This is a genomic window from Paenibacillus glycinis (genome assembly GCF_009909185.1).
In the GTDB taxonomy this organism is placed as follows: Bacteria; Bacillota; Bacilli; order Paenibacillales; family Paenibacillaceae; genus Paenibacillus_Z; species Paenibacillus_Z glycinis.
Window position 1 is genome coordinate 105,784 of record NZ_JAAAMV010000024.1, and the last position, 13,923, is coordinate 119,706.

The 13,923-nt window shown below is 61.2% G+C and carries 10 protein-coding genes; 7 read left to right on the forward strand and 3 right to left on the reverse strand.

The features are described 5' to 3' along the window. Positions 1-10 precede the first annotated feature (10 nt). Together GT019_RS23930 and GT019_RS23935 are read left to right on the forward strand one after the other, a co-directional pair. The gene (locus GT019_RS23930; RefSeq protein WP_161745946.1) at positions 11-3,106 is read left to right on the forward strand and encodes an efflux RND transporter permease subunit; all 3,096 of its coding nucleotides are present in this window, start codon (positions 11-13) and stop codon (positions 3,104-3,106) included. Positions 3,107-3,211: 105 nt separating this feature from the next. Then, positions 3,212-3,949 (forward strand): class I SAM-dependent methyltransferase, encoded by a 738-nt coding sequence (locus GT019_RS23935; RefSeq protein WP_161745947.1) that lies wholly within the window; start codon positions 3,212-3,214, stop codon positions 3,947-3,949. Positions 3,950-4,012: 63 nt separating this feature from the next. On the opposite strand, the gene GT019_RS23940 is transcribed toward GT019_RS23935, so the two are convergent. Beyond that, positions 4,013-5,239, reverse strand: coding sequence for an MFS transporter (locus GT019_RS23940; protein WP_161745948.1), 1,227 nt, complete (start codon positions 5,237-5,239; stop codon positions 4,013-4,015). A 94-nt stretch (positions 5,240-5,333) separates the two neighbouring features. Continuing rightward, on the reverse strand, positions 5,334-6,206 hold the full coding sequence (locus GT019_RS23945) for a helix-turn-helix transcriptional regulator (protein WP_161745949.1): 873 nt from the start codon (positions 6,204-6,206) through the stop codon (positions 5,334-5,336). Between the two features lie 169 nt (positions 6,207-6,375). Here GT019_RS23945 and GT019_RS23950 point away from each other — a divergent pair, with 169 nt between their 5' ends. After that, positions 6,376-7,206, forward strand: a complete 831-nt coding sequence (locus tag GT019_RS23950) for a phytanoyl-CoA dioxygenase family protein (protein WP_161745950.1) — start codon at positions 6,376-6,378, stop codon at positions 7,204-7,206. A 493-nt stretch (positions 7,207-7,699) separates the two neighbouring features. Here GT019_RS23950 and GT019_RS23955 read toward each other — a convergent pair whose 3' ends face one another. After that, complete coding sequence (locus GT019_RS23955; protein ID WP_161745951.1) at positions 7,700-7,870, reverse strand: hypothetical protein; 171 nt, start codon at positions 7,868-7,870, stop codon at positions 7,700-7,702. A gap of 376 nt (positions 7,871-8,246) precedes the next feature. On the opposite strand from GT019_RS23955, the gene GT019_RS23960 reads away from it, so the two are divergent. The 4 genes from GT019_RS23960 to GT019_RS23975 all read left to right on the forward strand — a co-directional run bounded on the left by GT019_RS23960 (position 8,247) and on the right by GT019_RS23975 (position 13,823). Next, on the forward strand, positions 8,247-10,316 hold the full coding sequence (locus tag GT019_RS23960; RefSeq protein ID WP_161745952.1) for a bifunctional aldolase/short-chain dehydrogenase: 2,070 nt from the start codon (positions 8,247-8,249) through the stop codon (positions 10,314-10,316). 18 nt (positions 10,317-10,334) lie between these two features. Next, positions 10,335-10,709, forward strand: coding sequence for a sensory rhodopsin transducer (locus tag GT019_RS23965; RefSeq protein ID WP_161745953.1), 375 nt, complete (start codon positions 10,335-10,337; stop codon positions 10,707-10,709). A 19-nt stretch (positions 10,710-10,728) separates the two neighbouring features. Further along, on the forward strand, positions 10,729-12,012 hold the full coding sequence (rhaA, locus tag GT019_RS23970) for an L-rhamnose isomerase (protein WP_161745954.1): 1,284 nt from the start codon (positions 10,729-10,731) through the stop codon (positions 12,010-12,012). 338 nt (positions 12,013-12,350) lie between these two features. Continuing rightward, complete coding sequence (locus tag GT019_RS23975; protein WP_235949168.1) at positions 12,351-13,823, forward strand: rhamnulokinase; 1,473 nt, start codon at positions 12,351-12,353, stop codon at positions 13,821-13,823. Positions 13,824-13,923 lie beyond the last annotated feature (100 nt).

The following is a 13,923-nucleotide window of genomic DNA, read 5'->3' on the forward strand; positions in this document are numbered from 1 at the left end:
GAGTGCCAGAATGAATGCTTTAACGAGATTCAGTTTGAAAAACAGCGTCGCGGTCGTCATTCTCAGCTTGCTCGTCTTGGGCTTCGGATTTTATTCCTCGACCCAGATCAAGCAGCAGACGTTTCCGGACGTGACGTTCCCGGCCGTCTTCATCCAGACGGTATACCCGGGCGCATCGACCGAAGAAATCGAATCCGAGGTCACCAAGCCGATCGAGGACAGCTTGATCGGACTGAAAAACTACGATTCGCTGACGAGCTCCAGCACGGAGAATTCGTCGAGCATTTTCCTGCAGTACGCATTCGGCACGAACATGGACGACAAAATGAAGGACGCCGAAGCCGCGGTCGCCAAGCTGACCCTGCCGGACAACGCGAAGGTCACCGTGCAGCGGCTGTCGTTCGGCGAAGCGCCGATCTACCAGGCGGCGATCTTCTCGGCGAAGGAGGATCCGGCGGCGCTCCAGAAGACGCTCGAGGAGCAGGTGGTGCCGAAGCTCGAGAAGGTATCCGGCGTTAGCTCCGTGTCCCTCACGGGCACGCAGTCCCAACAGCTCCGCATCGACGTGGACAAGGATAAGGCGGCCCAGTACGGCCTCTCGCTGAACGCGATCCAAACGGCGATTCAATCGCTGGATTACGCGTTGCCGCTCGGTTCCGTCAACGCGGGCGACAACACGATTCCGATCCGCCTGGTCGGCAAGATCGACTCGCTCGACCAAATCAAGAACCTGCAGCTCAGCCAGGGCATGGGCGGCGGCGGACAAGGCGCTCCGGGAGCCGGGGGCCAAGGACAAGCCGGTGCCGGCGCGGCCAAAGTGAAGCTTTCCGACATCGCGGAAGTGAACACGGTCTCGTCCCAGAACGAGATCACGCGCTACAACGGTCAGGCCAGCTTCATCGTCGGCGTCGTGAAGACGCAGGACGCCAATACGGCGGACGTATCCGACGCGGTCAAGGACGTGCTGCAATCCTATCAGGATAAAGGCACCCTCGACGTGCGCTTGATTCAAGACCAAGGCGCGGACATCAAGCATTCCGTCTCCTCGCTGATCCGGGAAGGACTTTTCGGCGCTCTCTTCTGCGTCATTATCATTTTCCTCTTCCTGCGCAACGTCCGGGCGACGCTCATCTCCATCCTTTCGCTGCCGATCTCGATCTTCGCGACGATCGCGCTGCTCAACCAGATGGGGTATACGCTGAATATCATGACGCTCGGCGGCATCGCGGTCTCCATCGGCCGAATCGTCGACGACAGCATCGTCGTCATCGAGAACATTTACAGGTGGCGCCAGGAGAAAGGCCGCGAGATGGACGGCAAAGAGCTCGCGTACCGCGCGGCCAAGGAAGTTATCGGCGCGGTGGGCTCGTCCACGATCGCGACGGTCGTCGTATTCCTCCCGCTGGCGTTCGTAACGGGCATCATCGGCGAATTTTTCCGTCCGTTCGCCATCGCGGTCGTCATCTCGATTCTGTGCTCGCTGCTCGTGGCCATGATGCTTATTCCGGTACTGGGCGCGAAGTTCTTCAATTCCATCAAGCCGCATAAGCAGGGCGGCCGGTTCATCGCGTTCTACGAGCGGCTGATCCGCGGCGCGCTGAAGCGCAAGGCATTGGTGCTGATCGTGTCCATCCTGCTGCTGGTCGCTTCGTTCGGCACGATTCCGCTGCTCGGCGTCGCGTTCCTCCCGGCCGGCGAAACGGCCTCGATCGCGGTCAACGTGAAGATGCCGGCGCAAACGCCGCTCGAAGAGACGAATGCCGTCGGCGCGAAAGTGGAAGATTATTTGAAAGGCCTGCAGGACGTCGATAATTATCAAGCGATGATCGGCGGCATGGATAATCCGTTCATCCAGATTCCGAGCACGAACACGGCCTCGTTCAACGTACAGTTCAAGGAAGGCGCCGACGTCGACACGAACGCGCTGATCGACAAGGCGAATAAAGACTTGAAGGAAATCGTGACGGCCGCTTCGCCGAAGGCGACGGTCAACATCACGGAAGGCGCGCAGAACGGGCCTCCGACGGGGAACGAGGTCACGATCGATCTGTACTCCGACGATCTGGCGGCCCTGTCCAAGGCAGCGGTGCAGGTCGAGAATCTGATGAAGGCCAACGCCGACATGAAAGACGTCTCGAACAACCTGAAGGACGTCTCGCCGAAGTGGGTCATGTCGCTGACGCAAACGGCGAAGGATCTCGGCGTATCCTCGTTCCAAATCATGGCTGCCGTCAACGAGCAGCTGCGGCCGGTCAACGTCGGCACGTATACGCTCGACAGCAAGGACTGGGATATCACGATGGGCTTCAAACAGCAGATCTCGTCCAAGGCAGAGCTGGAAAACATCAGCATTCCGACGGTCGGCGGCGTGAAGAAGCTGAGCGAGCTGGCGGACTTGTCCGAATCGACCGCTCCGGTGTCCATCAACCATGAAGAAGGCAAGACGTATGCCGAAGTGAAGGGCAGCGTGAAGGATACGGACAAGACGGCTTCCGTGACGAAGGCGATCCAAGCGGACATCGACAGCCTGTCGCTGCCGGACAACGTCGACGTCAAGATCGGCGGCGGCCTCGAGATGATCACGAGCGGCTTCAAGAGCATCGGCATCGCGATGGGAGCCGCGATCGGACTCGTGTTCCTGGTCATGAGCATTACCTTCGGCGGTTTGCGCACGCCGCTGATCATCCTGTCCTCCCTGCTCTTCGTGCCGGTCGGCGCGCTGGGCGGCCTGCTCATCACGAACAACTCGCTCTCCATGAGCGCGATGATCGGGATGCTGATGCTTGTCGGGATCGTCGTCACGAATGCGGTCGTGCTCCTGGATCGCGTCGAGACGAACCGCAAGTCCGGCATGGAGCTTCGCGAATCGCTGGTCGAAGCGTCCAAGACAAGGCTGAGACCGATTCTGATGACGGCTTGCGCCACGATTCTGGCGCTGCTGCCGCTGGCGCTGTCGAAATCCTCGACAAGCCTCATCTCAGGCGGCTTGGCCGTTACGGTTATCGGCGGTCTCACGACGTCGACGCTGCTTACCTTGGTCGTCGTGCCGGTCATCTACGAGATGACGGGCAAGCGAAGCAAAGTTCGCAAGGACCTGGAGATCTAAACGAAAGCGAAGCGAGGCACGGGTGCATTCCTTCCGGGGAATGCGCCCGTTTTCTTTGATTCGTCATGGCAATTTCCGGTAAACTGGAGCTGGAGGTGGGCGATCATGAAGCAGAACAAGTACGACGACGAAGGCTTCTTCGAGAAATACAGCCAAATGCCGCGTTCGGTGCAGGGGCTGGACGCCGCGGGGGAATGGGCTTCGTTTCGCCCCATGCTCCCGGATATGAACGGGAAGCGGGTGCTGGACATCGGGTGCGGCTTCGGCTGGCACTGCCGGTACGCGCGGGAGCAGGGAGCCGCTTCGGTCGTCGGCATCGATATTTCGGAGAACATGCTGGCGCGGGCCCGAGAGATGACCGACGACGCCGCGATCACGTATCGCAGGCTCGCGATCGAAGACCTCGACTATCCGGCAGGAGCGTTCGACGTCGTGATCAGCTCGCTCGCGCTGCACTATATCGAGCGCTTCGATATCGTCTGCCGGGAGGTGCATCGCCTGCTGGCGCCGGGCGGGAGCTTCGCGTTCTCGGTGGAGCATCCGGTCTTCACGGCGCGCGCCGCGCAGGACTGGCATTACGGGCCGGGAGGCGAGAAGCTGCACTGGCCGGTGGACGATTATTACGGCGAAGGCTTGCGGCAGGCAAGGTTCCTGGAGAACAACGTGATCAAGTACCACCGGACGGTATCCTCGATCATGAACGCGCTGATCGAGGCGGGCTTTGTGATCCGGAAGCTGTCCGAGCCGCAGCCGACGCCGGAGATGATGAAGGCGAACCCGTCCATGCGCGACGAGCTGCGGCGTCCGTTGTTTCTCTTGATCGCCGCCGAGCGGCAGGATTAAATCGACAAAAAAAGGCATGTCCGATGCGCGAACATCGGAACATGCCTTTTTTGCCGTTTTCGCTTACGAATGCAGCGTTTTGCCTTGCAGCGGCGCGCCAGCCTCTTCCCGTCGGCGGTTGACGGCCGCGTGCGCGACGAAGGAAGCGACGGCCATCGCCGCGGTCGCGACGGCGAGCCAGGCGACGGGCGTCAGGCCGCCGCCGTCATAGAGGACGCCCATGACGTAAGGGCCGATGACCCGGCCGGCGGAACCGATGCCGCCGGCAAGCCCCAGGTAGAACGGCGCATGGCTGCCGCCGTTCTCGCTGAGAAACGCCGGAATGGCGGGCGCGATGAGCATCTCGCCGAGCGTGGTGAGCAGCATGCCGAGCACCATGCCCGTAAAGCTGTGCATCGCCAGGATGACGGCGTACCCGCTCAGATACAAGACCGCGCTGGCCGTGAGCTGCGCCTTGATGGAGCTGGCCGAGACCCGCTTGACCAGGTTCGTGACCGGCTGGGCGACGAAGATCAGGATGCCGTTGAACGTCCACAAGTATCCGAACATCTGCTTCGACATGCCGTGCTCGATGATGAAGGGCGATACGCCGGTGTTCCAGATGCTGTTGCCGAGATTGATCAGCATGCCGCCGAGCGCCATGAACAGATAGAGCCGCACGTCCTTGAGGAGCAGCCAGATGCCAGCCTCCGCGGACCTTTTCTTGATCAGGGAAATCCCGCTGCCGCCGGTTCCGACATGCTTCAGGTAGAACAGGAAGAAGACCGCGAAGACGCCGGAAGAGACGCCGTTCAGCACGAAGCTGAGCGAGTAGGACATCTCCGCGAGAAATCCGCTGAGCGCGGTGCCGACCGCGACGCCGATATTGTTGGCGATGTAGACGACGTTGTACAGCTCCCCGCGGCGCTCCGCGAAGCGAAAGCCGATGAACGCCTGGATAGCCGGCATGGAGAGCGCGTTGAACAGCCCGATCAATCCCATCATGACGATGAAGACGGGCCAGTTGTGGCTGAGCGCCGGAAGCAGCAGCAAGCCGGCCGCGTTGAGGCCGAGCGCGCCGATGATCAGCCGCTTCACGCCGATCCGGTGATACAGCGCGCCGCCGAGCAGCTGGCCGGCGATGCCGCCGAGCGATTGGATCAGAATGACGAGCCCGGCATCCGCCATGCTCCGGCCCAGCTCGTCGAACACGAACATGGTGACGAGCGGCCACATCAGCGCGCTGCCGATGGCATTGATGAGACTGGCGAGCAGGAAGACTTTGATTTCCTTCGGATAAGAAGCAAGCATGCTTGGGGCACCCCCGATGAGTTGAGCACAGATGGCAAGCTTCCATTATACCGTATCCGGGCGTGTTAGCCGAAGACGATTTTTGCCAGCGGCGTCATTCCGGCTTCCCGCGCCACTGCGTCGGCGTGACGCCGATGTATTTCTTGAACACGGTCGCGAAGTGCTGGCTCGTCTTGTAGCCCAGATCGAGCGCCACGCCGGTCACGCTGGCGCCCGGATCTCGCAGCAGCCCGCAGGCGCGGTTCATTCGCAGCCGGTCGACGTAGCTGGCCGGCGATTGCCCGTGCAGGTCGTGGAACAACCGATAGAAATGCGATTCGCTTACGCCGATCCTCGCGGCAAGCTCCTTGTTCGACAGGCGCCGTTCGGGCTCCGCGTCGATATCGGCCGTAAGCCGAAGCAGCGCTTCGCGGAGGTCGAGCGGCATTTGCCGCGCGACGGGCGGGTAGAGCAGCTGCAGCAGAATATCCAGCAGATAGTGGCGCAGGAGGAACAGGTCATGCTCGCTGCCGCGTTCGATGAGGCCGCGCAGCTTGAGGAATGGCTCGCGGACGCGCATATCCGCGTTCACGATCCGCGGCAGGGCGGCGAGCGCGTCATGGATGCGGCGCCGGTCGGCGTCGTCCAACCCGAGCCAGCCCGGCATTTCGCCCGGATCCACGAGGATGAGCCACCAGATGCTGGACGGCTCCACGTAATTGGATTTGGCCCGATGCCATTCGCCCGGCTTGGTATGGAAGAACTGTCCCGCATGGGTCGGATAGAGGCCGTCGTCCACTTCCCAGGCCAGCTTGCCGTGCTCGACGTAGACGAATTCGAAGCCGCGCGCGTGCTGGTGATCGTACAGCGGCGACGCTTCGTGAAACCGGTCGAAGCCGATCATCTCGAGTTCGGGCAACGCGGCGAATACGCCGGACTCCGCCCATTCGTGCGCCCAGCGGGCGGAATCGTTTTTGCTGCGCGGCATGGCTGTGCAGCTCCTTTCGCGTTCGTTTCCGATCATCCGGATGTTTCTAATCCTATTGGATAGGTTTTCGGAAGTCAACGCGGCGCGCCTGCTCTTACAATAAGGGCAGCAACCGGATTTCCGCGACCTTGTTAGAGACGAGACTAGACACGAGAGAGGCGATTCAGCGATGGGCGTCATTCCTTACGACGTGACGGAAGAGGACAAAAGGCGGTTCGACGAAGACGGGTATTGGATCAGCCCGAAGCTGCTGGACGACGATACGATCCGGCGGCTGCGGGAGGCGCACGAGCGGGTATGGAGCAAGAAGCATGACGGCCACGGCCTGCCGTTCTACGACTATTCGCTGCCGGAGAACCCGCTGGCGCTGCGCAAGCTCGACAACGGCTGGTGGATCAACGACGAGATTCGGGCCGTCGTGACCGACCGCGAATTGGGCAAGATGGCATCGGAGCTGCTGGACGAGGCTGCCATCCGGCTGTGGCACGACCAAGTCATCTACAAGCCGGGCACGAGCGGGCAGGAGACGAAAGCCGGCAACGTGGGCTGGCATCAGGATTACGGCTATTGGCGCGTGAGCAGCACGACGAACATGGTGACCGTCTGGATCGCGCTGCAGGATACGGATCTGTCGAACGGCGGCATGATGACGATTCTCGGCTCGCACAAATGGGGCGCGGTCGAAGGCAGCGACACGTTCTTCGAGCAGGACATGGGCAAGCTCAAGGCGAAATTCGCCACGCGCGACTGGGTGGAGGAGCCGTGCATTCTGAAGGCGGGCCAAGCGAGCTTCCACCACGCGCTGACCTTCCACGGCTCCGGCACGAACTATTCGAGCGAGCCGCGGCTGTCGGTCGTCGCGCATCTGATGCCGGGCGACACGCATTTCCGCGACGTCAGGCAGAAGCACGACAATTTGCGGCTGCTCGGCGGGCGTCCGGTACCGGGGATGCGCTTCGACCGCGACGAATATTTTCCGCTGCTGTACGCGAAGGAGTAGTCTATTGCCAATACGGAAAGGCGCCGGTCCGATCGGATCGGCGCCTTTCGATTAGCGGTATTGCGCGCCGGATCATCCGTTTGGACTTAAAATCCGACGCCTGCCGAATTCGGGGAGCTTCCGCCAAGTACCGCATGGCAAGCGGCCGCATGCCGTTATTCCTCGCGCGGATCCGATTTCAATTCAATCACGTTCCCTTCCGGTAATGCTCCATTCGCAGGATAATTCCGGTTTCTTTCAGCTTCATGGCGGATCCTCCCCGTTATTTTGATCAGTATGCAGGAATTGGCTGCGATTAGCATCTCTTGATATAAACATACTTTAGTGTATGTAAAGTGTCCATTCGATTTATGTGATAGATGCGATAAGCCGCAGTTATTCCATAAACGGCAAAAAAAGCGCCCATCGAGCCGGAGCCGGCTTCCTGGATGCGTTTGGCGCGCTTGCTTATGCGGATTGCAACGATTAGCGGAGTCGAACGTCGGCGGGCGGATCAACGAATGCCGCTCTTGCGGGAGGAACCCGACCAAGAAGCCTGCCTCTTCGGTTTTCCTTTCGCGGATGCAGGGTTCGAGGGACGCTCGTCCGTTCCCGCCTTGTCCTCGTCCAAGATCAGTCTGCACAGCAAAGCCGTATAGGTCATACCCCAGGTTCTTCTTCTCAAGTTCTCACTCCCTTTTCGTGATCATGCCGATTGAACGATTCCAATCAAGCCCTCGAGGGCCGTGCCGACATGGTAATGAATGGATGTTTGCTTATCTTTCATTAACCGCTGCTCGAAATTTAAATCAGGCATCAGCCGCATTCGGCGGAAATAGCAGGATGATGAAGCCAATATTGACCAATCATGGTCGCGCATTGAAGGGCGAATCCACAACCGCAAAGACCCGCTTCCGTTGACTTAAACGGGAACGGGTTTTTGTTTTTGCCCGAAACCATAATAGTATTTTTGTTTTTGTTTGAAATTGTATATTCAAAAACAAACAAACATGCTAGACTAGGTTCAGAAGCTATTATCACATTCATTCGGAGGTAGCAAAATGGTACAGAGCTTATGGGATAACGCAAAGGCATCGGAGCTGCAGGACGGACTCGCGCAGCTCGTTTATCGCTCCAACATCATCGGCGCGGACCGCCGCGTCTGCAATTGGGGCGGAGGCAACACGTCGAGCAAGACGACGGTCACGGATTTCCGGGGCCGCGACATCGAAGTGATGTACGTGAAGGGAAGCGGCTCCGACCTGGCGACGATGAAGGCCGGCAATTTCACGGGACTGCGCATGGACGATATCCGTCCGTTGTTCGAGCGCGAGTCGATGTCCGACGAAGACATGGTCGCGTACTTGGCGAACTGCATGATCGACGCCAAGCACCCGCGCGCCTCGATCGAGACGCTGCTGCACGCGTTCCTCCCGTTCAAGCATGTCGACCATACGCATCCGGATTCCATCATCAGCTTGTGCTGCGCGGACAACGGCAGGCAGCTGGCCGAAGAAATTTTCGGCAACCGCTTCGTCTGGGTGCCGTACGTGCGCCCGGGCTTCACGCTGTCCAAGATGATCGCGCAGGGCGTGCTCGACAATCCGAACGCCGAGCTCGTCCTCATGGAGAAGCACGGTCTCGTGACTTGGGGCGAGACGAGCGAAGCGGCTTACGCGCAGACGATCAAGATCATCAGCGAAGCCGAAGCGTTCATCGAAGCGCGCGTGAACGAAGCGAAGCTGTTCGGCGGCGCGAAGCATCAGCCGCTGGACGCGGACGTCCGCAGAAGCCTCGCGTCGCAAGTGATGCCGACGATCCGCGGCGCGGTCGGCGACGCGAAGAAAATGATCCTGACGTTCGACGACGAGGCGGACGTGCTCGCGTTCGTCGGGGGCACGGACTCGGCCGAGCTGTCGCAAGTGGGCGCGGCCTGCCCCGACCATCTCGTGCACACGAAGGTCGTGCCGCTCTTCATCGACTGGACGCCGGACGCAACCGACGCCGAAGGCTTGAAAGCCATTCTGAAAGAAAGCATCGCCGCGTATAAGAAACAATACGAAGCTTACTTCGAGCGCAACAAGAACGAAGGCGACGTCATGTTCGAAGCCGCGCCGCGCGTAATCCTCATCCCGGGCCTCGGCATGATCAACACGGGCAAGAGCTGGTCCAATTCGAAAGTCAGCGGCGCGCTCTACCACCGCGCGATCGCGGTCATGCGCGGCGCGACGGCGCTCGGCCGATTCGTTTCCTTGAGCGAAAACGAGTCCTACAACGTCGAATACTGGCCGCTCGAGCTGTATAAATTGTCGCTTGCTCCGGCGGAAGCCGAATTCTCCCGCAAGGTCGCGTTCATCACGGGCGGCGCCGGGGGCATCGGCAGCGAGACGGCGCGCCGTCTCGTGTCCGAAGGCGCGCACGTCGTGCTGGCGGACCTGAACCTGGAAGGTGCCGAGCGCGTGGCCGGCGAAATTAACGAGAAGCACGGCGAGGGCCGCGCGATCGCCGTCAAGATGGACGTGACGAGCGAAGAAGCGGTCATGGCCGCGATCGCCGCCACGTCGCTCGCTTACGGAGGTCTCGACATCGTCGTCAACAACGCGGGACTCGCGACGTCGAGCCCGTTCGACCAGACGTCGCTGAAGGAATGGAACCTGAACATCAGCGTGCTCGGCACCGGCTATTTTCTCGTGGCGCGCGAAGCGTTCAAACTGTTGAAGGAACAAGCCATCGGGGGCAACATGGTGTTCATCGGCTCCAAGAACTCCATCTATGCCGGCAAGAGCGCGTCGGCCTACAGCGCGGCCAAAGCCTTGGAAGCCCATCTGGCGCGCTGCGTCGCGGCGGAAGGCGGCGAGTTCGGCATTCGCGTCAACACGATCCTGCCGGACGCGATCCTGCAGGGCTCGACGATCTGGAACGGCAGCTGGCGCAACGAGCGGGCGACCGCCTACGGCATCGAGCCGGATCAATTGGAAGAGTACTACCGCAAGCGCACGACGCTGCTCGTGAACATTTATCCGCGCGACATCGCCGAGGGCATCGCTTTCTTCGCCTCGTCGAAAGCGGAGAAAACGACGGGCTGCATGCTGACGATCGACGGCGGCGTGCCCGCGGCCTTCACGCGATAAGAGAGGACGGTGCGGACCATGTATCAAGCAAGAGGCGAGAAGCATTGGATCATTCCGGACGGGTTTATTCCGCCGACGAGCGCGCCGGGCGCCTACGAGAGCCATGAATCCATCTGCGTGCTGAACTGCTCCTCGGAGGAGGCCTTGCTGCGGATCACGATTTTCTTCGAGGATCGCGAGCCGCTCGAGAACATACTATCCGTCGTGCCCGGCAGAAGAACCAAACATATCCGCACGTCGTCCCTCGCGGCGAACGGGGCGACCATTCCGGTGGGCGTTCCCTACGCCATCGAGGTGCTGAGCGATATCCCGATCATCGTGCAGTACAGCCGGCTGGACGCCACGCAGGCGGAAAACGCGCTCATGTCGGTGATGGCGCATCCGATTAAATAATAACGAAGGAGCAATGATCATGGACCAAAGCATTGTTGCGAATTACGAAGCGGCCAAAGCGCTGTACGCGCGCCACGGGATCGACGTCGATGCGGCATTGGAGAGGCTCGCGGAGATCAAAATCTCGATGCACTGCTGGCAAGGGGACGACGTCCGCGGATTTTTGAACAAAGATCAAGCGCTTACAGGCGGCATCGCCGTAACGGGCAATTATCCGGGGGCGGCAAGCACGCCGGCCGAGCTTCGTTCCGATCTGGAGAAAGCGTTCTCGCTGATCCCGGGCAAGCATAAGGTCAACCTGCACGCGATCTACCTGGACACGGACGAGAAAGTCGAGCTGGACGCCATCGAGCCGAGGCATTTCGAGAAATGGGTGGCGTGGGCGAAGGAGCAAGGCTTGGGACTCGACTTCAACCCGACCTGCTTCTCGCACGAGAAATCGGCCGACGGCCTCACGCTGAGCCACCCGGATCCGGCCATCCGCCGATTCTGGATCGACCATTGCAAGGCGTCCCGCAAAGTGAGCGCGTACTTCGGCGAGCAGCTCGGCCAAACCTGCGTGACGAACGTATGGATTCCGGACGGCTTCAAGGATACGCCGGTCGATCGGTTAGCGCCTCGCCAACGGTTGAAAGAATCGCTGGACGAAGTGTTCGCGGAAGAGCTGAACCCTGCTTATCACCTCGACGCGGTCGAAAGCAAGGTATTCGGACTCGGCTCCGAGGCGTACGTCGTCGGCTCCCACGAATTCTACATGGGGTACGGGATCGCGAATAACAAGCTGATCTGCCTGGATGCGGGCCATTTCCATCCGACGGAAGTCATCTCCAATAAATTGTCCGCCTTGTCGCTGTTCGCGGACGGCTTCCTGCTCCACGTCAGCCGTCCGATGCGCTGGGACAGCGATCATGTCGTCACGCTCGACGACGAGCTGATCGACATCGGGCGCGAGCTCGTCCGCGGCGACCTGCTCGGCAAGACGCATATCGGCCTCGATTTCTTCGACGCCAGCATCAACCGCGTCGCGGCTTGGGTCATCGGCACGCGCAACACGATCAAGGCGCTGCTCCGCGGCTTCCTCGATCCCGTCGAGGAGCTCCGCAAAGCCGAGCTCGACTTCGACTTCACGACGCGCCTGGCCTTGCAGGAAGAGTTCAAATCGTATCCGTTCGGCGCGGTGTGGGACTACTACTGCGCGAAGCAAGGCGTGCCGGTGCGCGAAGCCTGGCTGGCCGACGTGAAAGCGTACGAGCAAGACGTGCTGCTGAAGCGCGGCGCGGAAGCCGCGGTAGCAAAGCCGTAATCGCGCGCGCCGCGCATGGCAATAGCCGCGGCGCAGCGAACTTCGCGCGCGGCCTAGCGGCACGGCGGATCCCACGCTCGCGGCGTATGCCTGCGGCAGCGAACTTCGCGCACGGCCAAGCGTCGCAGCGGATCCTACGCTCGCGGAGTATGCCTGCGGCAGCGAACTTCGCTTGCGGCCAAGCGTCGCAGCGGATCTCCGCCTGCGGCGTATGCCTGCGATGCGGAAATAGCCGCCGGCGTGAACTCCGCTTCGGCCTTCATCCGCGGCCATCTTGGCGCGGCTGGGGGCCGAAGCGGTCCCGGGCGGCGAAAGACGAACGTTTGGGAGGGTTTCATTTGCCTAGCATTTTAGCGTACGACCTCGGGGCAAGCAGCGGCAGGGCGCTGCTCGGCCGCCTGACCGACCGCAGGATCGAAGTGGAGGAAGTTCACCGCTTCGGGAATGATCCCGTCGCGGTGGGCGACCGCCTGCATTGGGACATCCTCCGCTTGTTCCATGACATCAAGCATGGCCTCTTGAAGGCCAAGCTTGCCGGCGAGACGCCGGGCAGCCTGGCGATCGATTCCTGGGCCGTCGATTTCGGACTGATCGGCCGCGGCGGCGAGCTGCTCGGCAATCCGTACCATTACCGCGACCGCCATACCGACGGCGTCATGGAACGCACGACGGCGCGGTTGACGCCGGGCCGGATCTTCGGCCGGAGCGGCATCCAGTTCCTGCCCTTCAACACGATCTATCAGCTGGCGGCATTGAAGGAAGCAGACTCGCCGCTGCTTGCGCAGGCGGAGCGCTTCCTGATGATCCCGGACCTGCTGCGGTACTTCCTGACGGGCGAGATGCACAATGAATTCTCCAACGCGACGACGACGCAGCTGTACAATCCGCTGCTCGGCGGCTGGGACGCAGAGCTGCTCGGCGATATCGGCATCCCGTCATCGCTGTTCGGCACCGTCGTGCAGCCGGGCACGCCGGCCGGCCGGCTTCGCCCGTCCTTGAAGGAAGAGCTGGGCATCGGGGCGATTCCGGTCTACACCGTCGCCGAGCACGATACCGGATCGGCCGTCGCGGCGGTGCCGGCGCTGGAGCGCGATTTTGCCTACCTCAGCTGCGGCACGTGGTCGCTGATGGGCACGGAAGTGGATTGGCCGGTGATTACCGATCTCGCGCAGGAGCTGAATTTTACGAACGAAGGCGGCGTCGGCGGGACGTACCGGCTGCTCAAGAACATCATGGGCTTGTGGATTTTGCAGGAAACCCGGAGGACGTGGGAGAAGGCTGGGCTGACGCTCGGCTTCCCCGAGCTGGTGGCGCTTGCGGAGCAGGCGCCGCCGCTGCGAGCGTTCATCGATCCGGACGACGCGATGTTCCTGCACGCCGGCGACATGCCCGCCCGCATCGCCCGGTATTGCGAGCGCACGGGTCAACGGGCGCCGGGAACGCCGGGCGAAATCGTTCGCTGCATCCTCGAAAGCCTTGCGCTCAAATACCGTTATGTGCTTGAATTAACGGAGCGGCTCTCGGGCAAGCGGTTCGGCGGCCTCCATATGGTCGGCGGCGGCATTCAGAACGCGCTGCTTTGCCAATGGTCCGCGAACGCGATCGGCAAGCCGGTCTGGGCCGGTCCCGTCGAGGGCAGCGCGCTCGGCAACCTGGCGGTCCAATGGATCGCGCAGGGCGAGATCGCGGATATATGGGAAGCGCGCAAGATCATCCGCGAGTCGTTTCCGGTCACGAATTACGAGCCGCGGGACGGCGCGCAGTGGGAAGAAGCGTATGGAAGGTTCCGCGCGTTGACGAGGCTTTCGTAAGCTTTGGATCGGTAGTGGATACATGTACGGGATGCCTGCCTATTGGCCGGCATTGCGAGGAATAAGAACGTCATCGCTACGTTTACGGGAAGAGGTCGAC

What these genes read in the sequence shown, in the direction of transcription:
- GT019_RS23930 (WP_161745946.1), top strand. Translation starts at nt 11, where the DNA reads ATGAATGCTTTAACGAGATTCAGTTTGAAAAACAGCGTCGCGGTCGTC.
- GT019_RS23935 (WP_161745947.1), top strand. Translation starts at nt 3,212, where the DNA reads ATGAAGCAGAACAAGTACGACGACGAAGGCTTCTTCGAGAAATACAGC.
- GT019_RS23940 (WP_161745948.1), bottom strand. Translation starts at nt 5,239, where the DNA reads ATGCTTGCTTCTTATCCGAAGGAAATCAAAGTCTTCCTGCTCGCCAGT.
- GT019_RS23945 (WP_161745949.1), bottom strand. Translation starts at nt 6,206, where the DNA reads ATGCCGCGCAGCAAAAACGATTCCGCCCGCTGGGCGCACGAATGGGCG.
- GT019_RS23950 (WP_161745950.1), top strand. Translation starts at nt 6,376, where the DNA reads ATGGGCGTCATTCCTTACGACGTGACGGAAGAGGACAAAAGGCGGTTC.
- GT019_RS23960 (WP_161745952.1), top strand. Translation starts at nt 8,247, where the DNA reads ATGGTACAGAGCTTATGGGATAACGCAAAGGCATCGGAGCTGCAGGAC.
- GT019_RS23965 (WP_161745953.1), top strand. Translation starts at nt 10,335, where the DNA reads ATGTATCAAGCAAGAGGCGAGAAGCATTGGATCATTCCGGACGGGTTT.
- rhaA (WP_161745954.1), top strand. Translation starts at nt 10,729, where the DNA reads ATGGACCAAAGCATTGTTGCGAATTACGAAGCGGCCAAAGCGCTGTAC.